At 71.9% G+C, this 26,842-nt stretch carries 24 protein-coding genes and 1 pseudogene; 8 read left to right on the forward strand and 17 right to left on the reverse strand.

Going from position 1 to position 26,842, the window contains the following annotated elements; all coding sequences use genetic code 11:
* Positions 1 to 14: 14 nt before the first annotated feature.
* The 8 genes from AB0L00_RS25255 to AB0L00_RS25290 all read right to left on the reverse strand — a co-directional run bounded on the left by AB0L00_RS25255 (position 15) and on the right by AB0L00_RS25290 (position 5,603).
* Positions 15 to 392 carry a hypothetical protein gene (locus AB0L00_RS25255; RefSeq protein ID WP_364438705.1) on the reverse strand — a complete coding sequence of 126 codons (378 nt, stop codon included), beginning with the start codon at positions 390 to 392 and terminating at the stop codon, positions 15 to 17.
* Between the two features lie 1,043 nt (positions 393 to 1,435).
* Complete coding sequence (locus AB0L00_RS25260) at positions 1,436 to 1,993, reverse strand: hypothetical protein (protein WP_345357538.1); 558 nt, start codon at positions 1,991 to 1,993, stop codon at positions 1,436 to 1,438.
* Between the two features lie 99 nt (positions 1,994 to 2,092).
* The gene (locus tag AB0L00_RS25265) at positions 2,093 to 2,356 is read right to left on the reverse strand and encodes a hypothetical protein (protein ID WP_364438709.1); all 264 of its coding nucleotides are present in this window, start codon (positions 2,354 to 2,356) and stop codon (positions 2,093 to 2,095) included.
* Between the two features lie 52 nt (positions 2,357 to 2,408).
* A complete protein-coding gene (locus AB0L00_RS25270; RefSeq protein WP_364438712.1) occupies positions 2,409 to 2,861 on the reverse strand; it encodes a hypothetical protein in 453 nt (150 codons plus the stop codon).
* 399 nt (positions 2,862 to 3,260) lie between these two features.
* Complete coding sequence (locus tag AB0L00_RS25275; RefSeq protein WP_364438715.1) at positions 3,261 to 3,485, reverse strand: hypothetical protein; 225 nt, start codon at positions 3,483 to 3,485, stop codon at positions 3,261 to 3,263.
* Positions 3,482 to 3,988 carry an ATP-binding protein gene (locus AB0L00_RS25280; RefSeq protein WP_364438717.1) on the reverse strand — a complete coding sequence of 169 codons (507 nt, stop codon included), beginning with the start codon at positions 3,986 to 3,988 and terminating at the stop codon, positions 3,482 to 3,484. Before AB0L00_RS25280 ends, AB0L00_RS25275 begins: the two co-directional genes overlap by 4 nt.
* Positions 3,989 to 4,049: 61 nt before the next feature.
* Complete coding sequence (locus AB0L00_RS25285; protein ID WP_364438720.1) at positions 4,050 to 4,313, reverse strand: hypothetical protein; 264 nt, start codon at positions 4,311 to 4,313, stop codon at positions 4,050 to 4,052.
* A gap of 72 nt (positions 4,314 to 4,385) precedes the next feature.
* Positions 4,386 to 5,603, reverse strand: coding sequence for a helix-turn-helix transcriptional regulator (locus AB0L00_RS25290; RefSeq protein ID WP_364438723.1), 1,218 nt, complete (start codon positions 5,601 to 5,603; stop codon positions 4,386 to 4,388).
* A gap of 231 nt (positions 5,604 to 5,834) precedes the next feature.
* On the opposite strand from AB0L00_RS25290, the gene AB0L00_RS25295 reads away from it, so the two are divergent.
* Positions 5,835 to 6,509 carry a triacylglycerol lipase gene (locus AB0L00_RS25295; RefSeq protein WP_364438726.1) on the forward strand — a complete coding sequence of 225 codons (675 nt, stop codon included), beginning with the start codon at positions 5,835 to 5,837 and terminating at the stop codon, positions 6,507 to 6,509.
* A 112-nt stretch (positions 6,510 to 6,621) separates the two neighbouring features.
* Here AB0L00_RS25295 and AB0L00_RS25300 read toward each other — a convergent pair whose 3' ends face one another.
* Entirely contained in the window at positions 6,622 to 9,354 is a 2,733-nt protein-coding gene (locus AB0L00_RS25300; protein ID WP_364438729.1) for an AAA family ATPase, read from the reverse strand.
* Between the two features lie 215 nt (positions 9,355 to 9,569).
* Between AB0L00_RS25300 and AB0L00_RS25305 the strand changes: the two genes are divergently transcribed.
* Together AB0L00_RS25305 and hrpB are read left to right on the forward strand one after the other, a co-directional pair.
* The gene (locus tag AB0L00_RS25305) at positions 9,570 to 10,772 is read left to right on the forward strand and encodes a helix-turn-helix domain-containing protein (protein ID WP_364438732.1); all 1,203 of its coding nucleotides are present in this window, start codon (positions 9,570 to 9,572) and stop codon (positions 10,770 to 10,772) included.
* 34 nt (positions 10,773 to 10,806) lie between these two features.
* Positions 10,807 to 13,206 carry an ATP-dependent helicase HrpB gene (gene hrpB, locus AB0L00_RS25310; protein ID WP_364438735.1) on the forward strand — a complete coding sequence of 800 codons (2,400 nt, stop codon included), beginning with the start codon at positions 10,807 to 10,809 and terminating at the stop codon, positions 13,204 to 13,206.
* A 113-nt stretch (positions 13,207 to 13,319) separates the two neighbouring features.
* On the opposite strand, the gene AB0L00_RS25315 is transcribed toward hrpB, so the two are convergent.
* The gene (locus tag AB0L00_RS25315) at positions 13,320 to 13,793 is read right to left on the reverse strand and encodes a GNAT family N-acetyltransferase (RefSeq protein WP_364438738.1); all 474 of its coding nucleotides are present in this window, start codon (positions 13,791 to 13,793) and stop codon (positions 13,320 to 13,322) included.
* A 295-nt stretch (positions 13,794 to 14,088) separates the two neighbouring features.
* Here AB0L00_RS25315 and AB0L00_RS25320 point away from each other — a divergent pair, with 295 nt between their 5' ends.
* The 3 genes and pseudogenes from AB0L00_RS25320 to AB0L00_RS25330 all read left to right on the forward strand — a co-directional run bounded on the left by AB0L00_RS25320 (position 14,089) and on the right by AB0L00_RS25330 (position 17,753).
* A complete protein-coding gene (locus AB0L00_RS25320) occupies positions 14,089 to 15,300 on the forward strand; it encodes an MFS transporter (RefSeq protein WP_364438741.1) in 1,212 nt (403 codons plus the stop codon).
* A gap of 146 nt (positions 15,301 to 15,446) precedes the next feature.
* The gene (locus AB0L00_RS25325; RefSeq protein WP_364438744.1) at positions 15,447 to 16,055 is read left to right on the forward strand and encodes a DUF485 domain-containing protein; all 609 of its coding nucleotides are present in this window, start codon (positions 15,447 to 15,449) and stop codon (positions 16,053 to 16,055) included.
* Positions 16,052 to 17,753 (forward strand): annotated as a pseudogene (locus AB0L00_RS25330) (cation acetate symporter). Before AB0L00_RS25325 ends, AB0L00_RS25330 begins: the two are co-directional and overlap by 4 nt.
* A gap of 27 nt (positions 17,754 to 17,780) precedes the next feature.
* Here AB0L00_RS25330 and AB0L00_RS25335 read toward each other — a convergent pair.
* The 6 genes from AB0L00_RS25335 to AB0L00_RS25360 form a co-directional block, all read right to left on the reverse strand.
* Positions 17,781 to 18,395: a response regulator transcription factor gene (locus AB0L00_RS25335; RefSeq protein WP_364438747.1), complete on the reverse strand. Its 615-nt coding sequence runs from the start codon at positions 18,393 to 18,395 to the stop codon at positions 17,781 to 17,783.
* A complete protein-coding gene (locus AB0L00_RS25340) occupies positions 18,392 to 19,618 on the reverse strand; it encodes a sensor histidine kinase (protein WP_364438750.1) in 1,227 nt (408 codons plus the stop codon). Before AB0L00_RS25340 ends, AB0L00_RS25335 begins: the two co-directional genes overlap by 4 nt.
* A 3-nt stretch (positions 19,619 to 19,621) precedes the next feature.
* A complete protein-coding gene (locus AB0L00_RS25345; protein WP_364438753.1) occupies positions 19,622 to 20,356 on the reverse strand; it encodes an ABC transporter permease in 735 nt (244 codons plus the stop codon).
* Between the two features lie 9 nt (positions 20,357 to 20,365).
* The gene (locus AB0L00_RS25350; RefSeq protein WP_364438756.1) at positions 20,366 to 21,283 is read right to left on the reverse strand and encodes an ABC transporter ATP-binding protein; all 918 of its coding nucleotides are present in this window, start codon (positions 21,281 to 21,283) and stop codon (positions 20,366 to 20,368) included.
* 103 nt (positions 21,284 to 21,386) lie between these two features.
* Positions 21,387 to 22,616 (reverse strand): Bcr/CflA family multidrug efflux MFS transporter, encoded by a 1,230-nt coding sequence (locus tag AB0L00_RS25355; RefSeq protein ID WP_364438759.1) that lies wholly within the window; start codon positions 22,614 to 22,616, stop codon positions 21,387 to 21,389.
* Positions 22,617 to 22,781: 165 nt separating this feature from the next.
* Positions 22,782 to 23,351 (reverse strand): TetR/AcrR family transcriptional regulator, encoded by a 570-nt coding sequence (locus AB0L00_RS25360; RefSeq protein WP_364438762.1) that lies wholly within the window; start codon positions 23,349 to 23,351, stop codon positions 22,782 to 22,784.
* 137 nt (positions 23,352 to 23,488) lie between these two features.
* On the opposite strand from AB0L00_RS25360, the gene AB0L00_RS25365 reads away from it, so the two are divergent.
* Positions 23,489 to 24,907 (forward strand): MFS transporter, encoded by a 1,419-nt coding sequence (locus tag AB0L00_RS25365; RefSeq protein ID WP_364438765.1) that lies wholly within the window; start codon positions 23,489 to 23,491, stop codon positions 24,905 to 24,907.
* An 82-nt stretch (positions 24,908 to 24,989) separates the two neighbouring features.
* Here AB0L00_RS25365 and AB0L00_RS25370 read toward each other — a convergent pair whose 3' ends face one another.
* Complete coding sequence (locus tag AB0L00_RS25370; protein WP_364438768.1) at positions 24,990 to 25,991, reverse strand: NADP-dependent oxidoreductase; 1,002 nt, start codon at positions 25,989 to 25,991, stop codon at positions 24,990 to 24,992.
* A gap of 275 nt (positions 25,992 to 26,266) precedes the next feature.
* On the opposite strand from AB0L00_RS25370, the gene AB0L00_RS25375 reads away from it, so the two are divergent.
* The gene (locus AB0L00_RS25375) at positions 26,267 to 26,725 is read left to right on the forward strand and encodes a hypothetical protein (protein WP_364438771.1); all 459 of its coding nucleotides are present in this window, start codon (positions 26,267 to 26,269) and stop codon (positions 26,723 to 26,725) included.
* Positions 26,726 to 26,842 lie beyond the last annotated feature (117 nt).

Genomic DNA, 26,842 nt, shown 5'->3' on the forward strand with positions numbered 1-26,842 from the left:
GTACTCGATACGACTCATTCGCTCTCCGATCCGAAAAGATTTTCCGCCTGTAGCGGAAAGCGTTGTGCTGGGGAGATGAGAACACCGGATTGATGTTTTCTTTCGAGATCGTCGGTATGCTGTCTAAGCAATTCGGCCGCTATTTGATCCTTGGCGGTTGCTAGTTCGGAATTAACCTCAACCAGGGCGACAAGTAGCCGATTGTTCGGCACGATCTCATCCAGTACCACTGTCGACCAAGCGGCTGCGGTCTCTAGTGAGTTCGTGGACCCATCCGATCTGTCCGGGCCGCGTGTCTCGAACAAGATTCGATTCCGGAGCAGAAGACGCTCGGCCGCGCGACGGGCGTCTAGGCGGTTGGTGAATATGGGGGTGCCGCCGATGCTGGCCACTGCGCTGCGTCGAGCATGTTTTCTTATGAAGAGTTCGTCGGCTGGATAATCTTCTGGTGATTTGTCTACCTTGGTGTGGCATGTGGGACATAGGAGTGCAATATTATCTGGCCCATCTCGCAACTCTTGAGGCATTGTTGCGTCTGCCCGAGGGCCTTCGTCGCTGTGGGCAATTATGTGGGCTCGTTCGGCAATCGGAATCGACTTTGTTCTGGTGGGATTATGGGGAAATAGACTGGTGTTGCAGAGAAGGCAGGTCCCTGCTGATTCGGCGAAAAGCGCGCGGTCCTGATCATCGCTTAGTTTGGGTCGCCCTGACTTGCAGATCATTCGGTTCCTTGGTTGCTGCTACGCTCCGAAACAGCGTACAGGAAAAGCACGGTAAATACTACGTGCAGATCGCCGGAGCGGTGTCGGTCGTTAGTTGCCCGGCTTGCGGAGCGGCCGTCTTGTTCGAAGCTTGCAGATCTCCCTCGCCGGGGGCCTTACCGGTGGCATGGCAACAATGTCATCGAGCTGATAGCTCTGATCGAGGTGATCCCATCGGGTCTTGGGTAGGCCGGCACTCTCGCCACCGGCTTGAGTGGTTCTACGGCGATTAACGACCACGGCAAGTACCGGTGCCTGGAAGAAGGGCGTCAGATTCGTGATCGCCCTGCGTGGCGCTCCTACGATCTGAGCCTAGGCGTCCACCGCTAAGTCATGTAGCTGACGCCGCCTGCTGCACTGTTCTGCCGCCTTGATGTCCTCTGGAAGCTCCGCGACGACATCCACTAACTGTCCATGAGTCTGGCTGCCGCAATAATCTGCCGGTGGTGCCTCGTCCGCTGTTCATTCTGTTAGCCCGGCGTGGCGCTCATCGGGGCCGGCGATCAACGCCAGCGTTACCGGGTACCGCTAGGGTGGCGTAGATGATCCTAGAGCTTAGCGCTTGCTCTTCCGGCTGGGCAGCGTGCCTGCCGTCCGCTGGAGCGTACGGCGTCTCGCCGTCCTCTTGATGAGGATAACGGGTGGCTTTTTGCGTCCCGGGGCGGCGATGCTCTTCAGTCCTCGTGCTCTGCGGTGTCGACGACCGTGAATGGTGCTCGTACACCGGTGGAGAAGTGCGCTGCGGCCTCGAGCGCGGCGATGGCGCGGGCTTCGAGGGACATGCCGGCGCCGGCCGTGGCGTGGAGGGCCCCGAGGGCGATCTCCGCCCCGCACCCGACCGCCGTGTACCCGTCCGACAACTCGCCCACCTGGTAATCCGAGCCGATCTCGAAGAGGCGGCCACGGATGCCGACGAGGAACGCCCCGCCTTCTTCCTGGTCGTTGCTCTTGCTGGCCCAGCCGCCCTCTTTGAGACCGTCGCGGACGCCGTTGATGAAGCCGGTGCACATGAACGCGTGCAGGCCATCGTCACCGTCGGGCGGGACCGGGGCCTTGAAGGCGTAGCGGAGGATCTGGCCCATGCGGAACGACGTGGTGTAGCCGATCACGTAAGGCCCGTTGGTGAAGACCTTGGCGTCCAGACGGGGCTGAGTGATGTCTCCGCCTACCCCGGCGGAGTCTCCTGCGATGACGACGGTATTGCCGTCAGTGATGCCGACGATCGCGGTCATATGGGGGGCTTCCAGGGAGTGGGTGGACGAGGCACTGGACAGTCTGCACGGCAAGGAGGGACCTCCGCCATGATCTGGCCGGTCCACGCTCCACCATGCTCAACTTTCAGCGGCGTTGATCTTCTTCATCCGACCTTCGAACCAGTTGCTGTACGCGCCGCTTCCCTGTTTGCCAGGTGATAGTCGGATCTCGGCGGGTTGCCCATCACCTGGCAAGAAACACTGGCTCAACACCCACGGGCCATCGGTGAGGTGGAATCCCACCTCGCCGTTGTCGTAAACGTAGATCTTGGCTTTCCTGCCGCCAGGGAGATCGACGGGCACGCTTTGTTTGAGGTTCGGCGAATCAGGGTTCTTTGGCATGCAAGACCTCCTGAGATCACACAAGCGGAACGCCACAATACGTCGAGTGACTTCAGTGATGTAGGTCAATGCTCACACTGTCCGGCCGGCGGTCCTGGCGTCCCACCGGACACCGGTGTCCTTCGTTCCGGTTCGGGCAGCAGACCACGGTCAGGTCGACGAAGCCGCCGCCCCTGAGCCACCAGGCCCAGACGACGTCGTTGCCCCGGCGCAGGGTGTCGAGGGCGTTCTCGGTCATCGTCTCCAGGGAAGGAGCCTGGAGCTGCTGGTCGAGGTGCATCCGCTGGTCGGCGATGCCGGCGTACTGCTGCGCCAGCCAGGCGACCGCGTCGGTGGGGTCGTCCCAGGTGGCTTTGACCATCCGGGCGGGCTTGGCGAGCCAGGCGCTGGTGGCCTCGGGCGGTACGACGGCGGTCTGGAACTCGGTGGTGCCGGCGCGGCGTGCGTCGTCGAACGGTTTGATCGCCTCGCCGGCGCCTCGGAACAGGTACGCGTGGAAGTGCACTGGCCAGTCCTTAGGATCGTGGGAGCGTCCCCCCGACTTCGCCTCGGGGGGACGCACCATCACTCACCGCATGCCGATGACGGCGATCTCGACGCAGGCCTCACCGTCCTCGCCGGTATAACCACCGCACCGGCGCACGGCCCTGCGCCACACCGCTTCCTTCACGAACCTCACCCCCTTCTCTCCTCGTGGGACCCTCCACGGACAGCAGAGGGAGTCAGAACGTGGCAGCGTCCGCCCAGGGTCGTGCAGGGGGTTGGCGCAAGGCTCGGTAACGGTCCGCACCACCGGGCGGTTCGTCCCCTTTCGGGCCCCACTCCGAGTGGCTTCACCGAGCATTACGCCCGCCCGACGCAAGCCGACACCTTGAGAGCGGCATCGCCTTGAGGAATGACAGTTCTATGGGTCCGGGGAAGGCGGGCGGGGCCAGGTCTCGGCGATGGCCTGGCGGAATTCGGCCAGCACCCTGCCGTACAGCGCCCAGCGCTGTTGCTCCAGCTCACGCTGGGTACGGCCACGGATCTTGTACTTGCCGGACGCGGAGACGGCGACCCACTCCCGGGTGAGCGGGTCCTCCCGGACGGTGAAGCCGGGGATCACCGGAACCGGATGCCGTTCGTTCATCGGACGAAGCCCGCGGCGTCGGCCCGTGACAGGCTCACCCCGGGCTTGGTGAGGACGGCGTGGACGACCTTGTCCGTGTCTGAGACCTCGGCCCAGAGGTAGTCGGCCACGGTCGCGCTGATCAGGACCCCTCGTCCGCTGGTGTCCATCGGGTCAGGCTGCCTCTTCTTCGGCAGCGCTCCGGGGTACGGATCGCGGACTCGCAGGTGGATCCAGCGGGCCCGGATTTCGATGCCGAGCCAGATGCCCGGATCGACCTGGGACGACGGCGCTCCTAACGTGCCGACGCAGTTGATGGCGTTGGTAACCAGTTCGGAGGTCACCAGCTCGACGTCGTAGACGAAGTCCGGATCAGCGGGCGCCAGCCGATCGCGCACCCTTCGCCGCGCGTCCGCGACAGCCGACGGCATCGGCGCGATTTCGGCCCAGGTAAGGCCGGATCGTTGGACATGTACACCGGCGGCGCGCTGTGGCATGCCCTGGGGTGGCATGTGTTTTGTCATGGATGTCTCCCTGGGGGTAGGGCGAATCAGGGATCGACGATCAGAAGCCAGGACCGTACGGTTACGGCTCGACTTCTCGCAGCACGTACTGGATCCGATCGGCGACGGCAGAGATGTTCTCGGCCGGACCGATCGGCTGTCCCGCCGCCCAGCAGAAGACCCAGGCGTCACCTTGCTGCTCGCAGTAGACGCTCTCGGTGAGCGCCGACGCGGCAGAGTTGGTGACATGGAGCAGAAGGTGCCGTGCACGCTTCAGGGTCGTTTGCATTCCACGCGAGTGCAGCTCAGTCGAGAGCTTCTCGAGGTACGCCTGCCGCCGGTTCATGACAACGGAAGGTAATCAAGTGAACACACTGTGATTTCACGTTCGTGAACGCGCGAGGGAAGAGATCGAGTCTCAGTGCGGAACGCCCATCCGTGCGGCCATCCCCCGGAGCTCACGTCCGCCCGCCTCGGCGACGGCCCGGCCGAGGAGGTAAGCGACGGTTTCGCGAACCGGTGCCGAGTTGCGGATCCACTGCGGTGCCGTCTGCTCGGCCTGCTGAAGCCATCCGATGGCCTGTTGCCGCATCTTCGGCTCCCGCGCCAGCCCCCTCCCGACGTCGCCCATGTACGCGGCGAGCCGGCCGTTCTTACCGGACAGCTTTTCGGGGTGAACTTGGCGGGCGAGATCCAAGACCGTGCCTCCGGACTCGCCGCGCTCGACGGCCACCGCCACCTTCCAGATGTTGACGTTGGTGGCCGAGAAGGACATCCAGTTATCGTCAGGAGTGTCCGGGATGCGGGCGGCCAGTGCCTCGGCCTGGCCCATCCAGTGCTGTGCGATGTCGCCACGCTGCAGGACCGCTCCGGCCAGCCCGGCGGAAAGGGTCAGCATGCCGCACACCTGGGTCCCCAGCGGATCGACGGTGTACGGCTCCACTTCGTTGGCGGCGCGCTCGGCCATCCGAAGCGTGCGATCCCAGGTCGCCGCCCGAGGGGTGGTGAGGATGAGAACGAACGAGGCCATGGCCTTCAGGACGGGATCGTCCAGCCGATCCGCCGCCTGAGCAGCCCGCGTGGCCGCGATGTACCCCAGATCGTTGTGGCCCAGGTCCTTGGCGACGAACGTGGCGACGACGCCGGCCTGCACCAGTCCCTGCAAAGCGGCCTGTTCCACCGCCTCGTCTTCCGGGGCCGCCACATGAAAATGCAGTTCGTCGAGCAGATCCGGCAACACCTTTCCGACGGAAAGGTAATCGCACGCTTGGTGGAAGGGTTCCAGACGCTGAAGCTCGGAGAGCAACTCGGGCAACGGCCGGGCACGCTCGGCGGACGGCCCGTCCAGGCTGTTGGTCTGTAGGACCGCCCGCAGCGACGGCACGCACAGATGCGGGTCGGACTGAACCGGGTCCGCCGACAGATGTGGGCCACCGACCAGGTCGGACTCGCTGACCTTCAGCGCCGCCGCGAGGCGGCCTATCACCGAACGCCGGTCGATCGGCCTGAGCCCACGTTCCGCCATGCTCAGGTAGGACGTGCTCAAGCCGGACAGTCCGGCCAGCTCGGTCAGAGTTAAGCCACGCCAGCGGCGCAACACCCTCAGCCTTGCTCCGACGGTGCCCTCGTCGTACACGGTCTGTCCTCCTGGAACCTCGACCGCTCCAGAGTACGCAGACAGGGCCGTCCTCATGGCTGAGAAAGCTGACGAGAGCAGGCGGTCGCTGCTTCCGGCCTGGGCCGGCGCGACTTCGTTCCGGGAACCGGACGCCGCGGATCTGACACTGGCGATTTCACCGATGCGGGGTCGGCTCCGGAGCCGGAGACTCTGCGGCGTATCGCCCCTTCCACCCCGCAGGAGGAGTTCATGCGCCGAACACTTGGCTCGTTGCTGGCGGCCGTCCTCGCCGCCGTCGGCGTCGTCTTCGGCACCATCGGGACCGCGCACGCCGCCGGCCACACGCCCGTCGTGTTCGTCCACGGCTACACCGGCAACTCGAGCAACTGGGTGACCGCCGAGGCGGTGTTCGAGGCGGCCGGCTACAGCGCCAACGAGCTGTACGCCTTCAACTACGACTCCTACGGCGACAACAAGACCAACGCGGCGTCCCTCGCCTCGTACGTGCAGCAGGTACGGCAGCAGACCGGCGCGGCCAAGGTCGACATCGTCAACCACTCGATGGGCGGCCTCGTCAGCCTCTGGTACATCAAGGAGCTCGGCGGCCAGCAGTACGTCCGCCACCTGGCGTCACTGGCGGGCGCGAACCACGGCACCACCGCCGCGCTGGCGTGCGAGGTGTACGTCACCTGCCAGGAGATGACCCCCGGCTCGTCGTTCATCACGACGCTGTCGTCGGGTGACGAGACGCCCGGCGACACGAAGTACGCGACCTGGTACTCGCCGTGTGACGGCGTCATCAACCCCTACACCAGCACGGAGCTGAACGGCGCCACCAACAACTACGTGGCGTGCGAGAACCACCTCACCTACCTGACCGACACCGTCGTACTCTCCGCCGTCCGCACATTCTTGGCCACCTGACGCCAGGTGAAGTGGACGGCCCGCCGGGGCGCCCAGCGCCCCGGCGGGCCGTCCACGCTTGTGCCGAGGGTTTCTGTCGTTGGGACGACGAAAATCCTCGGCGCTGTTGCGGTCAGCGGAAGAGGTGGACCAGTTCCACGCGGGAGCGGACGCCCAGGCGTACGAAGATGTTGCGCAGGTGGTGGTCGACGGTGCGGGGGCTGAGGACGAGGCGCGCCGCGATCTCCCGGTTGGTGGCTCCGTCGGCGACCAGCCGGGCGATCTCCCGCTGGTGGGGGGTGAGGTCGTCGGTACGGCGCCGGGTGCCCGGTTCGGCGGGTTCGCCCGCCGCGCGCAGCTCCGCCTGGGCCCGTTCGGCCCAGAGCGCGGCGCCGCAGTGTTCGAAGAGCTGCCGGGCGTCGCGGAGGTGGCCGCGGGCGGCGCGCGGCCGGCGGCTCCGGCGCAGCCGCCGGCCGTACATGAACTCCGTCCGCGCCAGTTCGAACGCCGAACCGCCCTGACGGTGCAGCCGGAGCGCCTCGGCGAAGTGCTCCTCGGCGGCGGCGTCGTCCTCGGCGAGCAGCGCGTGGCAGCGTTCGGCGAGGGCGGTTCTGGCGGGGCCGGCCGTGCTGCGCGCCCAGCGGTCGAACGCCGCCAGCGCGGTCTCGGTGCCCTCCCGGTCGCCGCAGCGGACCGCCGCCTCGATGAAGTCGGGGGTCGCGAGCACGCGGGTGAACAGGTCCGCCGGGCGCGTTCCGGCCAGCGACCGCAGGCGGGCCGCGCCCTCCTCCGGGCGGTCGTCCGCCAGGTCGAGGCAGCCGAGGGCCCACGCCGCGAACGCCGCGGGCCGGGTCAGGCCGCGCTTCTTCGCCGCCTCGGCGACGCTGTTCGCGCGCGCCCGCGCCGTGTCCCGGTCGCCCTGAACGGCGGCGAGCAACGTGAGCATGGCGAGGTGATCGGCGGCGCAGTTCTCCTGACCGCACGCCCGCGCGGCGCGGAGCCCCTCCAGGCTCACGGACGTCGCGGCCGCGAACTCGCCGAGGCTCACCTGGGTCAGCGCCAGAGTGCTCAGCGCCCACGGCAGCAGCGCGGCGGTCCCGCGCAGGCGTGCCCGGGTGACCGCCATGGTCGCCAGGTCCCGGGCCCTGCGGTCCTCGCCGAGCGCGAACGCGGCGAGACTCGCCCAGGACTTCGCCGCGCAGCCGTCGAGACCCTCGGCGAGCCGCAGCACCCGCCGGAGCGGACCGGCGGCCTCGTCGTGCCGGCCGCCGAACGTCGCCGCCATGCCGTCGAGATGGGCGAGCATCAGCTCGGCCACCGGCGTGCGGACGCCGTCCAGAGCGATCGCGGCCGCCCGTTCGCCGATCCTCCGGTACTGACGATGGTCCCCGGCCACGCAGCCGGCCTCCGCCGCGAACATCAGGGCGAGCACCGCCCGCGTCCGGTGGGAGCCCGCCAGCCGGTCGGCGGCGTCCACCAGGATCTGCACCGCCGAGGCCGGCGCGCCGTCGCGCAGCTCGATCTGCCCGTACAGCAGGCCGGACAGTCCCCGGAGCTCGTCGGAACGCGCGTACGGGCGTGCGGCGCGCAGCAGTGAACGGGCCGTCCTGGTGCGGCCGGCCAGCCAGGAGTCCGTGGCGGCCGCCAGCAGCCGGACCGCCCTGCCACCGGCGTCGGCGGTGAGCGCGGCGGCCTGCCGCCAGGCCGGCGCGGCGTCCGCGTGCCGGCCGGACCGGCGCGCCGCGGCCGCCTCGCAGACCAGCTCCTCGCACAGCCGGGCGTCCGGCCCACCGGCGCTCGCCGCGCGGTGCCGGCTCTGCCGCAGCCGGTCCTGGTCGAGTACGGCGGCGAGGGCCCGGTGCGCGGCCAGGCGTTCGGCGAGAGAGGCGTCGGCGTACAGCGAGGACCGGATCAGCGGGTCCGGGGTCTCCACGGTCTCCCCGTCCACGCGGATCAGACCGGATCGCCGGGCCGTCTCCAGCGCCCGCGGGTCGACGCCCGCTCTGGTGGCCGCGCGGGCCAGCGTTCGGAGTTCCAGCCTCTCGTCGCAGGCGACCAGCAGTACGACCCGCCGCGCGTCGGACGGCAGGGCGCGGTAGCGCCGCCGGTGCAGGGCGCGCAGCCGGCTGTGCACGGGCAGCGCGGCCGGGGGCGGCGCCGCGCCGGCCAACTGATCGGGCGTCAGCGCGGCGGCGAGCTCCGACAGGGCCAGCGGGTTGCCGGCGGCCAGGTCGATGAGGTCGGCCGCCAGGTCCGCGCCCGGTTCCGCGCCGAGCAGGTCGTCCAGTAAGGCGCGAGCCGCCCGGTCGCCGAGCGGGCCGAGCCGGAGCGACGGGACGCCGCGCAGCCGGTCCGTCGCGGCGGATGTCTCCAGGCCCGCGGTCAGCAGTATGGCGAGGGGCTCGTCTCCGGGCCGGCGGGCGGCGAAGGCGAGCGCGTTCAGGGAGACGCGGTCCAGGAGGTGGGCGTCGTCCACCCAGCACAGCACCGGGCCGTCGGCCGCGGCGTCCGTCAGCAGCCGGTGCACCGCCGTGCCCAGGACGAACGGCTCGGCCGACGGCGCCGGGCCCTCCCCGGTGACGGGGGCCAGGGCCGCCGCCTGGGCCGCCGGCAGCCGGCCGATCCGGTCGGAGACCGGCCACAGCAGCTTGTGCAGACCCGCGTACGGCAACGCCGTCTCCTGCTCGAAGCCGGACGTGCCGAGGGTCCGGAACGACGTCGTGGCCCGGCCGAGCACGTGCTCGAGCAGGGCCGTCCGCCCCGTTCCGGGATCCCCGACGACCGCCAGCGCCGCGCCGCCGCCGTCTCGTACGCGACTCAGGGTCTCCGCCACGACCGCGAGCTCGCGCTCCCGCCCATGCAACACGAGGGTTCCTCCAGAGGAAAAGGGACTTTCGCGCCCATACGGCAGCAGGCATCCGGGGGCACGTCCAGAGGGCGTTCCTAAACCGGGGCGACGGCACAACCCGAGGGCGCCGCGGCTGTGCCCGGCCACAGAGCGGGCGGCCGGCGGCGGCGGGACGCTGGCGGCCGTGGGGCGGCGGTGGGACGATGAACGATCACCGGCCCTGGAGGTGACGTGTGGACGCCCGTGCCCGCACGACCGGCCGTTCCGCGGGCGCGCTGACCCGCAGAGCGGCCTCGCGTCTCGTCACGCGGCTGCCCGACCTCGCGGACCGGCTGACCGCCGAGATCCTCAGCGGCGACGTGGCGCGGCCCGCCGGCCTGACCGACGACCTGTGGGACGCCTGCCACATCGGCCTGCGGCACGGGATCGAGGCGATCCTCGATCCGAGCCGGCGCGCCGACCTGCGCTGGGCCCGTGAGCTCGGCCGCCGGCGGGCCGAGCAGGGGCTGCCCCTCGACCAGCTCCTGCGTTCGTACCGGCTGGCGGGGCGGGTGTTCTGGGAGTCGCTCGTCGAGGTCGCCGCGCAGCACGACCCCGACCAGCTGCCCGCCCTCGCCCACCACGCCGTACGGGTCTGGCAGACCATCGACGAGCAGTCGAGCGTCGCCGCGGAGGCGTACCGCCGTACGGAGTTCGAACTGCTCCGGCGCGACGAGGAGCAGGTTCAGGCGATCGTCGACGCGCTGCTGGACGGACGCGGCGCGGACGGGCGGCTGCTCGCGGCCGCGACCACCGTCCTCGGCCTGCCGGCGCGCGGCCGGTTCGCCGTGGCGGTGCTCCGGCAGGACGACGCGCTGAGCCGGCCCATCGCGGGCCGCCCCGAGACGGTGAACGGGATCCGTTTCCTGTGGCGGCTGCGCGCCGACGCCCACCTCGCCGTGGTCGACCTCGGCGACGCCGGCCTGGACGACCTGACCGAGGTCCTGCGCGCGTACGCCTGCCATCACGTCGGTCTGAGCCCGGTCGTCGACTCGCCCGCCGACCTGGGCCACGCCCGGTGGCTCGCCGAACTCGCGCTGCGCACCTGCCGGTCGCCGCGCGCGGAGGTCGCCCGCCTGGACCGGCGGCTGCCGGCGGCGCTCGTGGTCTCCCAGCCGGAACTGGCCGAGCACCTCCGGCGCTCGGTCCTCGACGGCCTGACCGCGCTCGATCCGGTCAAGCGCGGCCTGCTCCTGGAGACGCTGGACGCCTGGCTGGAGTCCGGCGGGTCGGCGACGGCGGCGGCGAGGCGCCTGTACTGCCATCCCAACACGGTGCTCAACCGGCTGCGAACCCTCGAACGGCTCTCCGGCCGTTCGTCGTCGCGGCCGCTCGAGCTGGTCGAACTCGTGCTCGCCCGGCACGCGCTGCACGAGGGCGACAAGAGCCCGGGCTGACGGGCGCCGCTGCCGGGTCCGCCACACTGGTGGGGTGCGCTCGTCCGATCTGCCCGTCTCCGCCGCGCTGCCGGAGCTGCGCGCCGCCCTGGACTCCGCCGGGACGGCGGTGCTGGCCGCGCCTCCCGGGACCGGGAAGACCACGCTCGTGCCGCTCGCCCTGGCGGAGACCGGCCGCCGGGTGATCGTGGCCGAGCCCCGTCGGCTCGCCGCGCGCGCCGCCGCCCGCCGGATGGCCTGGATGCTCGGCGAGCCGGTCGGCGACCGGGTCGGGTACGCCATCCGGGGCGAACGCCGGCCGGGCAGCGCGGTCGAGGTCGTCACGACCGGCGTGCTGCTGCGCCGCCTGCAGCGCGACCCCGACGTGCGCGCCGACGTCGTCATCCTCGACGAGTGCCACGAGCGTCACCTCGACGCCGACACCGCGTTCGCGTTCCTCCTCGACGTCCGCGCGACCCTGCGCCCCGACCTCGGGCTCGTCGCGGCGTCGGCGACCGCCGACACCGGCCCCTGGGCGGAGCTCATGGGCGGCGCGCCGGTGGTCGCCGCCGACGGCGCCGCGCATCCGGTGGAGGTCGTCTGGGCGCCGCCGCCCCGTCCGGTACGGCCGCCGCACGGCCTGTCCGTCGACCCGGCGCTGCTCGACCACGTCGCGGCCACGGTCCGCCGGGCGCTGGCCGAGCGGGACGGCGACGTGCTGTGCTTCCTGCCCGGCGTCGCCGAGATCGACCGGGTCGCGCGCAGCCTCGGCGGCCTCCACGTGCTGCGGCTGCACGGCCGGGCCTCCGCCGACGTGCAGGAGGAGGTCCTGCGCGGCCCGGACGGCGGGCGGCGCGTCGTCCTGGCCACGTCGGTCGCCGAGTCCAGCCTGACCGTGCCGGGCGTCCGCGCCGTCGTGGACGCCGGGCTGTCCCGGGAGCCGCGCACCGATCACGCGCGCGGGCTCGGCGCGCTGACCACCGTACGGGCGTCGCGGGCCGCCGCCGACCAGCGCGCCGGGCGCGCCGGGCGCGAGGCGCCGGGAACGGTGTACCGGTGCTGGACGCAGGCCGAGCACCAGCGGCTCCCCGAGCGTCCGCGACCGGAGATCGCGCTCGCCGACCTGACCGGGTTCGCGCTGGAGGCGGCCTGCTGGGGCGACCCGGACGCCACCGGCCTCGCGCTGCTGGACCCCCCGCCGCCCGCCGCGATGCGCGCCGCCCGCGAGACCCTGCGGACGATCGGCGCCGTTCACGGCGACGGCAGGGCCACCGAACGCGGCCGGAGGATGGCCCGCGCCGGCGTCCACCCCCGCCTGGCCCGCGCCCTCCTCGACGGCGCGGAGCATGTCGGCGCGCGGGCCGCCGAGGTGGTGGCGGTGCTGTCCGACCAGCAGCGGGCGGACGAGGACCTCATGAGGCAGTGGCGGGGCCTGCGCGGCGACCCGCGGTGGCGGGACGAGGCGCGCCGGCTCCGGCGGGCGGTCCCGGACGCCGCCGAGTCCGGGCCGGACGACGAGACGACGGCGGGCGTCGTGGTCGCCCTCGCCTTCCCCGAGCGGGTCGCCCGCGCCCGCGCGGGCGGCGGGTACCTGATGGCGTCCGGGACCGCCGCCGAACCGGCCAGGGGTTCCGCGCTCGGCGGCTCCGAGTGGCTGGCCATCGCGGTCGCCGACCGGCCCGCCGGCGCCCCGGCGGCGCGGATCCGGCAGGCCGTCCCCATCGACGAGGAGGTGGCCCGGCTGGCCGTCGGCGCGACGATGGAGGAGGAGGTCGCCTGGCGGGGCGACGTCGTCGCCCGCCGCGTCGAACGCCTCGGCGCGATCGAACTGTCGGCCGTGTCGCTTCCGGACCCGGACCCCGGCCTCGTGCGCGCGGCGCTGCGGGAGGGTCTGCGCCGGGAAGGGCTCGGCCTGCTCACCTGGACTCGCGAGGCGGAGGACCTGCGCGCCCGGCTGGCGTTCTGCCACCGCGTCCTCGGCCCGCCGTGGCCGGCCATGGACGACGACGCGCTCCTCGACTCCCTCGACCTGGCGGCCGGCGGCGCCCGCCGGCGCGCCGACCTCGCCCGCGTGGACGTGGCCGCGCTGCTGCGCGGCCTGCTGCCGTGGGAGTGCGCCGCCCGGCTCGACGACGTCGCCCCCGAGCGCGTCACGGTGCCGAGCGGCTCACGGATCCGAGTCGACTACTCCGGCGAGCGGCCGGTCCTCGCCGCGAAGCTGCAGGAGCTGTTCGGCTGGACCGAGACGCCGCGCGTCGCCGGGGTGCCGCTCCTCGTGCACCTGCTGTCGCCCGCCGGCCGGCCCGCCGCCGTCACCGCCGACCTGGCCTCGTTCTGGCGCGAGGGTTACCGGAACGTCCGCGCCGAGCTGCGCGGCCGCTACCCCCGTCACCCCTGGCCCGAGGACCCCGCCACCGCCGAACCCACCCGGAGGGCGAACCCCCGCCGCCGCTGACCCGACCGCACCGATGACGGGTCAGCCGTACTTCGCCGCCGCCGTGGGCATGATGCCGTCGTTGACGGCGGGTGGATGACCGATTCGCCGGGCTCGGTGCGTCAAAGCCGACGTCAATGTGGCTGAGCATCCGCAGAGAGCCGGCGCTGGAAGACGACGCGGTCGACCGTGGGGCCGTCGTAGTCGGCGACGGGGCCGGTGACCGTGAAGCCCATCGCGGTGTGGAAGGCGATGGAAGCGCGGTTCTGCGGCGAGGTGATCGCCTTGACCGTCGTGCGGTGCTCGGCTACGGCGAGATCGAAGAACCGCTCGTAAAGGAGACGGGCCAGCCCGTTGCCCCGAAGACGGGGCGCGACGCCGACGAAGTGGATGTAGGCGGCGTCGGGCATCGAAGGAGACAGGAGTCCGATGAGGAACCCCGCCAGACCGTCACCGTCCTCGGCCACCAGGCTGGTGCGGTGGAAGTGATCCAGGAACAGGCGGGGCAGGATCGACCTGACCGGCCGCCCCCACCAGTCGTCCACCACCCCGACGATGCGATCGTAGTCATCCGGTTCGGCTGATCGCAGCCGCAGACCCTGGTTCACGATCACGAATCGTCCCGGCCCCGCCCGTATCTTGTCCAGAGCCGCCGACGGCAGTGGTGATCTCTGGCGGATGCTGCCGCAAGAGCGCAGTGGATGCCAGTGATCAGGGCTCCGGTCAGTGTCACGGCGACGCTGACCCTCGGCGCAAGGGCACCGCCGACGCGCTAAGGTGATCCGCGTGTTTCCTCCCCGTGTCTAGACGCCACTTCTGACCGCGCCCACCTGGTCGCGCGGTCCTTCGGTGTCCCCTGACGCTTTCGGCGCTCGCGCGCCGGTTCCCCTGAGGAACCCTCTCGTGTCTTCTCCCTCCCTCTCGTACGCCGCCGTCCTGCGCGCTCCGCACGCTCGCCGTACCTTCGGCGCCGCGCTGCTGGGCCGTCTCTCGTACGGCATGGTCTCGCTGTCCCTGACGCTCGCGGTGGCGGGCGCGACCGGTTCGTACGCCACGGCCGGCGCCGCCGTCGCGCTGTTCGGCCTGACCGTCTCGGTGCTGTCCCCGGTCCGCGCCCGGCTGATCGACCGGTACGGGCCCCGGCGCGCGCTGCCGCCGATGGCCGTCGCGTACGCGCTGCTGCTGGCGGCGCTCGCCATCCTCACCGCGCGGCACGACGTGTCCGCCGTTCCGGTCGCCGTCCTCGCGCTCGGGGCGGGCGCGTTCCCGCCTCCGCTCGGCCCGGTCATGCGCACGCTGTGGAGCGACCTGCTGCCCGATCGGCGCCTGCTGCAGCGCGCGTACAGCCTGGACACCGTCGCGGAGGAACTGCTGTTCGTGACGGGGCCGCTGCTGGCCGGCCTGCTCGCCGCGCTCCTCGCCCCGGCCGCGGGCCTGGCCGCCAGTGCCGGGCTCGTCCTCGCCGGAACCCTCGCCCTGGTCTCGTCTCCGGTCGCCCGGTCCCGGGCCGGGGCGGGGGAGGCGGCGCCCCCGGCCGAGGATGATTCCGGCGCGCACCGACCGCGGGCGGGTCTCCTCGGTGGCCTCGGGCGGCCGGTCGTCCTCTCCGCGGGGGTCGGCCTGTGCCTGGGCGCGCTCGGCCTGCTCGTGGTCGCCTTCGCCGCCCATCGTCATGAGGCCGCCGGCGCCGCGTGGGCCGAGGCGGCGCTCTCCGTCGGCAGCGCCGTCGGCGGCCTGGCCTACGGAGCGCGCGCCTGGCGGATGTCCGGACGGACGCGGCTCCCGGTGCTGACCGTCGCCGTCGCGGTGCCGCTGGCGGCCGCCGGGACGGCGCCGGACCTGTACGTCCTGTCGGCGGTCGTCGGCGTCGCGGGACTGTTCGTCGCGCCCGCGCTGACCACCGCCTACCTGCTCGCGGAGGAGTCCGCCGCGCCCGGCGGCCGTACCCGGGCGGGCACCTGGGTCAACACCGCGTTCAACGCGGGCTCCTCGGCCGGTGCGGCGGCGGTCGGTCAGCTGGTCGGCCGGCTGCCGCTCGGGTGGTGCTTCGCCGCGGCGATGGCCCCGGCCCTGGCGCTCGCGCTGACCGCGCTGGCGCGCCGCGGCCGCCGGTGAGGGACGGGCTCCCCGGCGGACCTCGCCGGGGAGCCCGGGTTTTCGCCGGGCGAATTCCTGTGAAGTGGTGAATGCGACGCGCGCCGGTCTGATCTCATTACGGAGTGGGCCACGTACGGTCACGGCCGAGCAGAGAGAGGTACGGCATGGTCACCGGGTCACGGCCATCGCCACGCCGCAGAACGGATCCGCGGGATCGCGCCCGTCTAGTGGCGATAAGGCAAGATGAAAGATTCGCCCTGCTGAAAGGGAAATTTCGGAGATTAGCGATCCTTTTCGTTTCGACGTTCCTTGGGTGGTATTTCCTTTACGTCCTTGCGTCGGCCTTCGCCCGTGACGTCATGGCGTACCGGGTCTTCGGCAACGTCAACGTCGCGCTGGTGGGCGGTCTCCTGCAGTTCGCCTCGGCGTTCGTGCTCGCCTGGCGCTACACCCGCTACGCCGGGGCGGTCCTCGACCCCCTGGCCGCCCAGATCGTGGCCGACGCCGACGAGCGGGTCGGCGAGGCGGTCCGCCGCCGCGCGGCGGGCTCGTCCGGTCCCTCGTACGGCGCCGCGCCCGGAGGTGAGCGGCCGTTCCTGGGCGTCACGCCGCCGGACGGGGCCGCGTCATTGCCGGGTGCCACGCCGCCGGACGGGATGGCCCCGTTCCTGGGACCGACGCCCCCGGACGGGATGAGGTCGCCCGCCGATCCGGGCACGCCGCCCTCGTGGCGCGGCCCGGCCACCCGGCCGTGGACGGGAGGGACCCGATGACCCTCGCCGGCGCGGACGCTCTGGCCGGCAACGGGCGGACCATCACGTTCGGCCTGTTCATCGCGCTCGTCTGCGTCACCCTGGCCATCACCGTCTGGGCGCGGATGCACACCGACGGGGCGGTCGACTTCTACGCCGGCGGGCGGAGGTTCTCCGGCCCGCAGAACGGCCTGGCGCTCGCGGGCGACTACATGTCCGCGGCGTCCTTCCTCGGCATCGCCGGGATCATCTCGCTGTCGGGATACGACGGCTTCCTGTACTCCATCGGCTTCCTCGTCGCCTGGCTGCCGGCGCTGCTGATCGTGCAGCTGATGCGCAACACCGGCCGCTTCACGATGGCCGACGTGCTCGTCCAGCGCGTACACCGGCAGTCCTCCGTGCGGATCGCGGCGGCGGTGTCCACGGTGACGGTCTCGGTGTTCTACCTCATCGCGCAGATGGTCGGGGCCGGCGCGCTCATCGCCCTGCTCCTCGGCGTGCGGCCGGGGGCGACCTTCCTCGGCATGTCCGCCGGCACGGCCGAGGTCACGACGATCGTCGTGGTCGGCGCGCTGATGATCTGCTACGTCACCTTCGGGGGGATGAAGGGCACCACCTGGGTGCAGATCGTCAAGACGGCGCTGCTGATGTTCGGCGCGACCCTGATGACGGTCCTCGTCCTCGGCCGGTTCGGCTTCGACCTCAGCCGCCTGCTGGGCGCGGCCGCCGGAGCGAGCGGCAAGGGGCACGCGTTCCTCGAACCCGGCCTGAGGTACGGCAAGGAGGTCGCCGGGCACTCGTCGCAGACGCTGTTCAACAAGCTGGACTTCGTGAGCCTGGCGCTCGCCCTCGTCCTGGGTACGGCCGGTCTGCCGCACATCGTCACGCGCTTCTACACCGTCCCGGACGCCCGGGCCGCGCGTACCTCGGTGAACTGGGCGATCGGCCTGGTCGGCGCGTTCTACCTGATGACGATCGCGCTGGGCTTCGGCGCCACCGCGCTGGTCGGACGGCGGGAGATCCTCGCGCACGACCCGGCGGGCAACACGGCCGCGCCGCTGCTGGCCCGCGAGCTCGGCCGGCACGTCGCGGGCCGGATCGGCGGCGACGTCATGCTGGCGTTCGTCGCCTCGGTGGCGTTCGCGACGATCCTGGCGGTGGTCGCCGGCCTGGTCATGGCGTCGGCCACGTCGCTCGCGCACGACTACTTCGGCAACGTGCTGATGCTGGGCCGGCCGCGCGAGCGGCAGGAGGTGGCCGTGGCGCGGTTCGCGGCCTTCCTCCTTCCTCATCGGCTCGGTCGCCATCGTGCTGGCGGTCTTCGTCAAGAACCTCAACGTCGCGTTCCTGGTCGCGCTCGCCTTCGCCATGGCCGCGTCGGCGAACCTCCCCGCGATCGTCTTCGCGCTGTTCTGGCGCCGGTTCAACGCCGCGGGAATGGTGGCCGGGATCTACGGCGGGCTGGTCGGCTCGATCGTGCTGGTCGTCTTCTCACCGGTGGTCTCGGGGAAGGTCGACCCGGTCACCGGGCGGAGCCTGTCGCTGTTCCCCAAGGGCATCGACTTCCACTGGTTCCCGCTCGACAACCCCGGCCTGGTGTCGATCCCGTTCGGGTTCCTGTGCGCGGTCGTGGGCACGTTCCTCGGCCGGGACCGGACCGACGCGGAGCGGTTCACCGAACTGTCCGTACGGTCGCTGACCGGGACCGGCGCGCACTGAGACCGGGGCCGCCGCCGTCCCCTCCCGTCAGGGGAGGAGCCCGCGTTCGTACGCCTTGGCGACGGCGGCGGCACGGTCCCGGACCCCGAGCTTGTCGTAGATGTGCAGCAGGTGGGTCTTGATGGTCGCCTCGCTGACGAACAGCCGCCGCGCCACCTCCCGGTTGGTGGTGCCGTCGGCGACGAGGGCGAGCACCTCGCGCTCGCGTTTGCTGAGCGCGCCGGGGGAGGGGCCGCGCACCCGGCCCATCAAACGGCCGGCGACGGACGGGGACAGCACCGACTCGCCGCGGTGCGCCGCGCGGACCGCCCGGATCAATTCCTCGCGCGGGGCGTCCTTCAGCAGGTAGCCGGTGGCCCCGGCCTCGATGGCGGGCAGCACGTCGCTGTCGGTGTCGAAGGTGGTGAGGACGAGGACGCGCACGCCGGGGTGGGTCTCGCGGAGCCGGGTGATCGCCTCGACGCCGCTCATCTCCGGCATCCGCAGGTCCATGAGGACGACGTCCACGCCGTCGGCCAGCGCGAGCGCCTCGGCTCCGTTGGCGGCCTCGCCGGTCACCTCGAAACCCGGGTCACCGGCGAACACCCCGCGCAGGCCGTCCCGGACGATCGGATGGTCGTCGACGATCAGCAGGCGGATCACGGGTTCGCTCCCACGGTCAGGGCGGGGACGGTCGCGTTGATCGCGGTGCCCTCACCGGGACTGCTCTCGATCTCCAGCCGGCCGGCCACCCGGAGCAGCCGTTGCCGCATCGAGGTCAGCCCGAAACCACGCCCGTCGGCGGCCGGGTCGAAGCCGACGCCGTCGTCACGGACGTCCAGCAGCACGACGTCGTCGAGGTAGGACAGGGTCAGGCCGACCCGGGACGCGCCCGCGTGCTTGGCGATGTTGGTCAGCGCCTCCTGAGCGACGCGGAACAGCGCGACCTCCACGTCGGGCAGCATCGGCCGGGGCTCGCCGGTCGTCTCGACGCCGACGGAGATCCCGGAGGTGCGCGACCAGCGTTCGCTCAGGCCGCTGATGGCCTCCGGCAGCCGTGCCTCGTCCAGATGCGGCGGCCGCAGTGCCTCCACCGACCGGCGCGCCTCGGCGAGGTTGTCGCGGGCGAGGGCCTGTGCCTGGTCGGCGTGGCGCCGCCACTCGCCGGGGTTCTGCCGGGCCGCCTCCAACTGGGCGACGATCCCGGTGAAGCCCTGGGCGAGGGTGTCGTGGATCTCGCGGGCCATGCGCTGGCGCTCGTCCAGCACGCCGGCCTCGCGCGCCTGGGTCAGCAGCTGGGCGTGCAGCCCGGCGTTCTCCTCCAGCGCGGCCTCCAGCGCGGCGTTGGCCTCGGCCAGCCGGTCGAGGGTCGCCCGCTGTCTCAACTCGAGGAACGTGAACAGCATGCCGACGGCGCCCGTGGCCGCGGCGAGGATCAGGTAGACCGGGACGGTCGCGGCGCCGAGTGACTGGAAACCGCCGATGTAGGTGACGGAGACGATCAGCGCCGTCGCCACCACGCCGACCTGTTTCCAGCGCCCCCGCAGGTAGGTCACCTGCGGGTAGCCCGTCCAGCCGAAGAGGCCGAACAGCGGGCTGCGCAGGATCAGCAGCGCGAACAGCACGAGCAGGCCGGCGTAGTAGACGCCGCCCAGCCGTGGCCCTGGAGCGGACGTGCCGGGCAGAGCGACGATCAGCATCCACCCGGCGGCCGTCACCGCCAGGCCCAACGTCGTCCAGACCTGAGCGGGCGTCTTCGCGTCGGCGAGCAGCACGAGGAGCGTGGAGACGGCGAGTGCCCCGTACGGGATGACCCGGATCAGGATCGCCTCGCGTCGGTCGGGGCCGCCCGAGGGTCGGTCGAGGCCGTCCGAGGGCACTCCCATCGTCTACTCCCAGCGGAAGAGCTTGGCGGCCGCGAGCCCGGCGACCAGAGCGTACGCCGCCATTATGGCGAGTTGCGCCAGGCGCGGCTCCGTGCCCATCCAGGAGTCCCGCATGGTCTTCAGAGTGGCGCCCAGCGGAGTGTAGTCGCCGATGGCCCGAAGCGCGTCCGGCATCTGCTCCCGGGGGATGTAGACCCCGCCGAGGAACATGCTGGGGAAGAACAGCACCATGCCGATCCCGTTGCCCGCCTTCGCGCTCGGCGCGACGGCGGCGATGACGAGCCCGATCCCGAACAGCGCGGCCAGGCCGAGGACGACCGCCGCGAGGAAGGCGGGGAACCGCTCGGGCACGGGCGTGCCGAACAGGACGCGGGCGGCGGTGATCATCAGAGCGACGACGACGACCGCCATGACGGCGTAGAGGAGCACCTGGGCGATCAGCAGATAGGCGGGACGGACGGGCGTCGTGGCCATGCGGCGCAGCACCCCCTTCTCCCGGTACGACGCGAGCGTCGCGGGCAGGACCGTGAGGCCGAGGATGGCCAGCGCGATCCCGACGCCCAGCGCGGCCATGTACTCGGCGGTCGTCTGACCGCCGAGGTCGTGCTGGGCCTTGTTCGCACCGGGCTGGAACCCGAATCCGAGCAGCAGCGCGAGCGGCAGCAGCAGGACGATCGCCGGCAGGACGATCTCGCGGGTGAAGAGCTTGAGCTCCAGGTAGGTGAGCTTGGCGAGCATGGGGGTCTCCTAAAGGGTCGGCGGGTCGAGGGGGCGGCCGGTCAGCGCGACGAACGCGTCGTCGAGACTGCTCTGCTCGACGCGCAGGTCGGCGGCGATGATGTGGTTGCGGGCGAGGACCGAGGTGACCGCCTGCACGAGACCGTCGGTCCCGGTCACCACGACCTGCCCGCCCGTCTTGGTGACGGTCCGTACCTCGGGCAGGTCCTGCAGCAGGCGGTCGTCGAGGGGCGCGGAGGGCCGGAACCGTACACGCTGCTCGGGGGCGACCCGTGCCACCAGACCGGCGGGGGTGTCGACGGCGATCACCCGGCCGCCGTCGATGACGGCGAGGCGATCGCAGAGGCGCTCGGCCTCCTCCATGAAGTGGGTGACGAGGACGATCGTGACGCCCCGGTCCCGCACGTCCTCGATCAGCTGCCAGGTGTCGCGCCGCGCCTGCGGGTCCAGGCCGGTCGTCAGCTCGTCGAGGATCGCGACCTGCGGGTTCCCGACGAGCGCGAGCGCGATCGAGACCCGCTGCTGCTGGCCGCCGGACAACCGGCCGAAGCGCGTGTCCCGCTGGTCGGCGAGGCCGAGATCCTCGATGAGTCGTTCGGGGTCGGCGGGCCGGTCGTGGAAGGAGGCGTACAGGTCCACGGCCTCGCGGACCTTCATCTTGTCCGGCAGCCGGCTCGCCTGGAGCTGCATGCCGAGCCGGCGGGTCAGCTCGACGCGGTCCCGGCGCGGGTCCAGACCGAGCACCGACACCGTGCCGCGGTCGGGGGCGCGCAGCCCCGCGACGCACTCGACCGTGGTGGTCTTGCCCGCGCCGTTGGGGCCGAGGACGCCGAAGATCTCACCTTCCTCCACGGCGAAGGACACGTCCTCGACCGCGACCTTCGCTCCGTACCGCTTGTGCAGGTTCCTGACCTCGATGACCGGCATGGCCTCTCGTTCCTCGTCTCCGTGGTGGCGGATTTCGAGGATGGCCCGCGGCGGGGTGCCGGCGGATCGACCGGTCGGGTACGGCTCCGGTGGATCCCGGACATCAACCGATCGGTCGATGCCCCCGGGTGAGGACCAGATAGGCCAGCAGCGCGGCGGCGGTCAGGGCGGCGATGACCACGCCCATGGGCACGGCGGTGTGCGAGCCGGCGACGCCGACGAGCGGCGCCGCGACCCCGCCGATGACGAACTGCGCGAGGCCGAGCAGGGCGGAGGCGCTGCCCGCCATGGCGGGCGGGCGGCCGGTCAGGGCGAGGGCGGTGGCGTTCGGCGTGATGAGCCCGATCGCGGATACGACGAGGAACAGCGCGGGCAGCACGCCCGGCAGGCCGAGACCGGTCCCGATCGCCACGGCGAGGGCCACGCCGCCCGCCAGGGACACGCACAGCCCGGCGGTGAGCAGCGTCCGCAGCGGGACGCGGCCGACCAGCCGCCCGCTGACCTGGCCGGCCGCCACGATGCCGAGGGCGTTCACCGCGAAGATCAGGCTGTACGCCTGGGGCGAGAGGCCGTAGATGTCCTGGACGACGAACGGCGACCCGGAGATGTAGGCGAACATCGCGGCGAAGGCCAGGCCGCCCGACAGGGCGTAGCCGACGAAGACGCGGTCCGCGCAGAGCCCCGCGAACGTCCGGAGCGCCGAGCCCAGCCCGCCGGTGTGGCGCGCGCCCGACGGGAGGGTCTCGCGCAGTCCGGTCCCCGCGGCGGCGACCATGAGCGCGCCGAGGACCGCGATGAGCACGAACACCCCGCGCCACGACGTGAGGCGCAGCAGCTGCCCGCCGATGACGGGCGCCGCGATCGGCGCGACGCCGTTGACCAGCATCAGCAGGGAGAAGAACCGGGCGGCCTCCGGCCCGTCGTACAGGTCGCGGACGATGGCGCGGGCGATCACGATGGCCGCCGCGCCCGCCGCGCCCTGCACCAGGCGCAGCGCGATCAGCATCGGCACGCTCGGGGCGACGGCGCACAGGAGCGAGGCGACCGTGTAGAGGACGACGCCGACGAGGAGCGGCCGGCGTCGTCCCCAGGTGTCGCTGACCGGTCCGGCGACGACCTGCCCGACGGCCAGACCCACGAGGCAGGCCGTCAGGGTCAGCTGAACGAGCGACGCCCCGGCCGACAGGTCGTGGGTCAGCTTCGGCAGGGCCGGCAGGTACATGTCGATCGACAGCGGACCGATGGCGCTGAGCGCCCCGAGGACGAGGGCCAACCGGAGCCGACCGGCATGGGCCGGTGTCACCTCGATCGTCTCGTTCGCCGTCGCGGCCATGCCACCTCTCTCCGTCGACGCGCCGCGGACGGGCGCGGATTCGATGGAGGCAACCGACTACAACGCCGGGCGAATTCCCGCTGCCAGTCGAATATGCGATGAATCACCGCGCGGTCGACCACGCCGCGGCCGACCTTGTCGGCGTCGGGACGGGACGGAACGTCGTCAGGACCGAGGGCGCAGCCCGTCCATCATGAACGACAGCAGCAGTTCGGTGTCCTCCGGCGCTCGTTCGCTCGCCACGGAGAGGGCGTGGGCCAGGCGGAGCACGTCGCAGGGCCGGAGGTCGGGCCGGGCGGTGCCGGCCTCCTGTGCCCGGGTCAGGACCGTCTCGGCGGCCTGCTCGATGTCCTCGTGACAGCGCACGAACGTCTCCGACCGCAGGTCGATGACGGCCTTCAGAGTCTGCGTGAGCCCGCGCTTCTTCAGGGAGTACTCGGAGATGGTCAGGATCCAGGCCGCCAGCCCCTCCTCGGGAGGAGCGGTCTCGGCGAGCTCGTACGCCTTGGCGGCGAGCTGGTCCATCTCCTCGCGGTAGACGGCCTCCTGGAGGGCCAGGCGGGTGGGGAAGTGGCGGTACAGCGTGCCGATCCCGACGCCCGCGCGCCGGGCGATCTCCTCCAGTGACGCGTCCGCGCCGTGCTCGAGGAACGAGGACTTCGCCTCGGCCAGCAGCCGCTCGTAGTTGCGGCGTGCGTCGGCACGCATCGGACGCTGCCCGGTGGTCGTCGACATCGCCCCTCCCAAAGCGCGGTTGCCAACCGGAGGCTACCTCCGTATTGTTTCGGAGGCACCCTCCGGTTAGAGGCCGATCCCCGACAGCCACTTCGGGGGACGGCCGTAACCCTTCCTGCACGAGGAGTCTACGACCCATGTCCCAGCAGACCGTCCAGATGGGCGAGCCGTCGCTCGACTCCGAGCCGCGGCGACGACGAACACGTCACCCGGGGCTGTCGCTCGCCGTCATCGTGGCCTGCCAGTTGATGGTGGTGCTCGACGCGAGCGTCATGTTCGTCGCCCTTCCGAAGATCCAGCACAGCCTCCACTTCTCCGCGACCGGCCTGTCGTGGGTGACCAACGCTTACTCGCTCGCGTTCGGCGGGCTGCTCCTGCTCGGGGGCCGGACCGGCGACATCCTCGGGCGGCGGCGTACGTTCATCGTCGGCATCGCGGTCTTCACCCTCGCCTCGCTGCTCGGCGGGTTCTCCGGCTCGGCCGCGTGGCTGCTCTCCGCCCGTGTCGCGCAGGGCGTCGGCGCGGCCCTCGCCGCGCCGAGCGCGCTCGCGCTCATCGCCACCAACTTCCAGGAGGGGCCGGAGCGCAACCGGGCGCTCGGGGTCTTCTCGGCCACCTCGTCGGCCGGCGCCTCGATCGGTCTCGTCCTGGGTGGCCTGCTCACCGACTGGGCGTCGTGGCGCTGGGTGCTGTTCATCAACGTTCCGGTCGGCGCCGTCGTCCTGTTCCTCGCCCCGCGGATCCTCCGGGAGACCGAGCGCCATCGCGGCCGCCTCGACGTCGCGGGCGCGGTCACGGTCGTCACCGGCATGGTCGCGCTGGTGTACGGCTTCATCCGCGCGGCCGACGCCGGCTGGGGCGATGGCGTCACCCTGGCGGCGTTCGCCGGGGGCGTCCTGCTCCTCGGCGCCTTCGTCGCCGTGGAGACGCGGGCGGAACGGCCGGTCATCCCGCTGCGGCTGTTCGCCGACGGGGCGCGTGCCGGTTCCTACCTGGTCATGCTCCTGCTGGCCGCGGCGATGTTCGGGATGTTCTTCTTCATCGTCCAGTTCCTGCAGAACATCCTGGGGTTCAGCCCGCTGAAGGCGGGCGTCGCCTTCCTGCCGATGTCGGGGCTGCTGTTCGTCATGGCGCGGATCACCCCGCGGCTGGTCCCACGGGTCGGCCCGCGACGGCTCCTGCTCGCCGGCCTGCCGCTCATCGCGGTGGGGATGGTGTGGTTCACCCAACTGTCGCCGCACAGCGGGTACGCGTCGGGCGTGCTCGGGCCGATGCTCTTCTTCGGGCTGGGCGCCGGCGTGGTTTTCCTCCCGGTCACGGCGACCGTACTGGCGGGGGTGCGGCGCGAGGACTCCGGCGCCGCGTCCGGCACGCTGCAGACCGCGCAGCAGGTCGGCGGCGCGCTGGGGATGGCCGTGCTGGTCTCGGTGTACGGACCGGCGCTCCGGCACGGCGGCCTGACCCACGGCGTGAACGTCGCGTTCACCGTCGGCACGATCTTCGTGCTGGTCGCCCTCGCGGTCACCGCCGTGTTCCTCCGGCCGCGCGCCGCCTGAACGGACCGTCGTGACGTCCGTCTGAACCGAACGCGCGACACCCGCCGGGCCCCGGGCGACCGCGGCCCGGCGGGTCGTCCCGCTACAGCCGGACGATCATCTTGCCGGTGTTCCGGCCGCGCAGCATGGCCAGGAACGCCTCGACGGCGTGGTCGACGCCCTCGAACACCGTCTCGTCGAACTCGATCCGCCCCTCCGCGAGCCAGCCGCCGACCTCGCGGACGAAGTCGCCGAACCGGGCGGAGTGGTCGCTGACGATGAAGCCCTGGAGGGTGACGCGCTTGCCGATGATGAGCGGCAGGTTGCGCGGGGCGGGCTGCGGGGTGGTGGCGTTGTACATCGAGATCGCGCCGCAGATTGCGGCCCGCCCGTGGACGTTGAACGCCTCGATCGCCGCTTCGAGGTGGTCGCCTCCGACGTTGTCGAAGTAGACGTCGATGCCGTCGGGGGCGGCCTCGGCCAGCAGCTTGCGCACCGGGCCGGACTTGTAGTCGAAGGCCGCGTCGAAACCGAGCCGGTCGGTCAGGTACGCGACCTTCTCCGCCGACCCGGCGCTGCCGATGACGCGGGCGGCGCCGCGCAACCGGGCGATCTGGCCGACGAGCGAGCCGACGGCCCCGGCCGCGCCCGACACGAAGACGGTGTCGCCCTCCTTGAGGCCGGCGACGTCGAGCAGTCCCACGTACGCCGTCAGCCCCGGCATGCCGAGGACGCCGAGGTAGGCCGACGGAGACACGCCCTCGACCGGCCGCACCGCGCGGAACCGCTTGGCGGGCGCCACCGCGTGCTCCCGCCAGCCGAGGTCGTGCAGGACGAGGTCGCCCTGCTTCAGGTCGGGGGAGCGGGACTCGACGACCTCACCGATCGCGCCGCCGGTCATGGCCTCGTTCAGGCCGAACGGGGGGACGTAGGACTTCACGTCGTTCATCCGTCCGCGCATGTACGGGTCGACGGACATGAACACGTTGCGGACGAGCACCTCCCCTTCGCCGAGAGCCGGCAGCTCCCGCTCCACCAGCGCGAAGTCCGTCGGCTCCGGCCAGCCTTGGGGGCGGGATACGAGGTGCACCTCGCGCGTCTTCATGGCGTTCGTCTCCTCTGTGAGTGAAGGAAGGGCTCCCTCCACCTACGTTACTAACGGGTAGGTGCCGGCCGCCGGAGCGGGGCGGCCGGAACGGGGCGATGCCGATTTCGGTCCGCCTGAAAACGGGCGTTAGCGGGACATTTTCGCGGGTAGGCAGGGCGCACCGAGGCACTGATCGGTCGTCGAGACAGGAGGCTCGAACCATGAGCGAGACCCGATGGGCGGGCGGACGAAAGCCGCAGCGACGCGTCCCGGCGCGGGAAGGGTGAGGATCGATGGCCGCGTTGCTCGCCCTGCCCGCAGTGGCCCTCGCCGTACTGGTGACCATCATGTACGAGGACCGTCTGCTGCCGCAGTCCGAGTCCGCCCAGGAGCCGTCCGCCGCCTCTGAGCCGGTGGTGGAAGCGGCCCTCGCGTCCCCGCCCGTCGCCGACGCCGCGTCGGCGGCGGAGACGGCTCCCATCTCTTCGCCCGTCGCGGACGTCGGACCGGAACAGAAGACGACCGCGGTCTCCTCGCCCGCCGCCGGCCTCGAACCGGCGGACGTCACGGCCCCGGCCCACACCGCCCGGACGCCCGGCCGGCAGTGCCAGGTCGGCCGGGACGCCGTGCTCCAGGGCCGCCCGCGGACCCATCGGCCCGCCGCCGGCTCCGTCGCGACCCGGCGGGCCGCCGTACCGTCGCGTTCCGCCCGTGAACTCCTCGAGGGCGCCGTCTCGGCCCCGCGGCACTGATCCGCGCCGACCCGCGACCTGCTGCCACGGTCCTCGAACCGGGCACCCGGCCCGCCACGGCGCGACTCGTCCGGACGAGTCGCGCGCGCCCCGCCACCAGGCGGCGGGGCCGGCGGG

It is taken from the genome of Actinoallomurus sp. NPDC052308 (genome assembly GCF_040679195.1).
GTDB lineage: Bacteria > Actinomycetota > Actinomycetes > Streptosporangiales > Streptosporangiaceae > Actinoallomurus > Actinoallomurus liliacearum.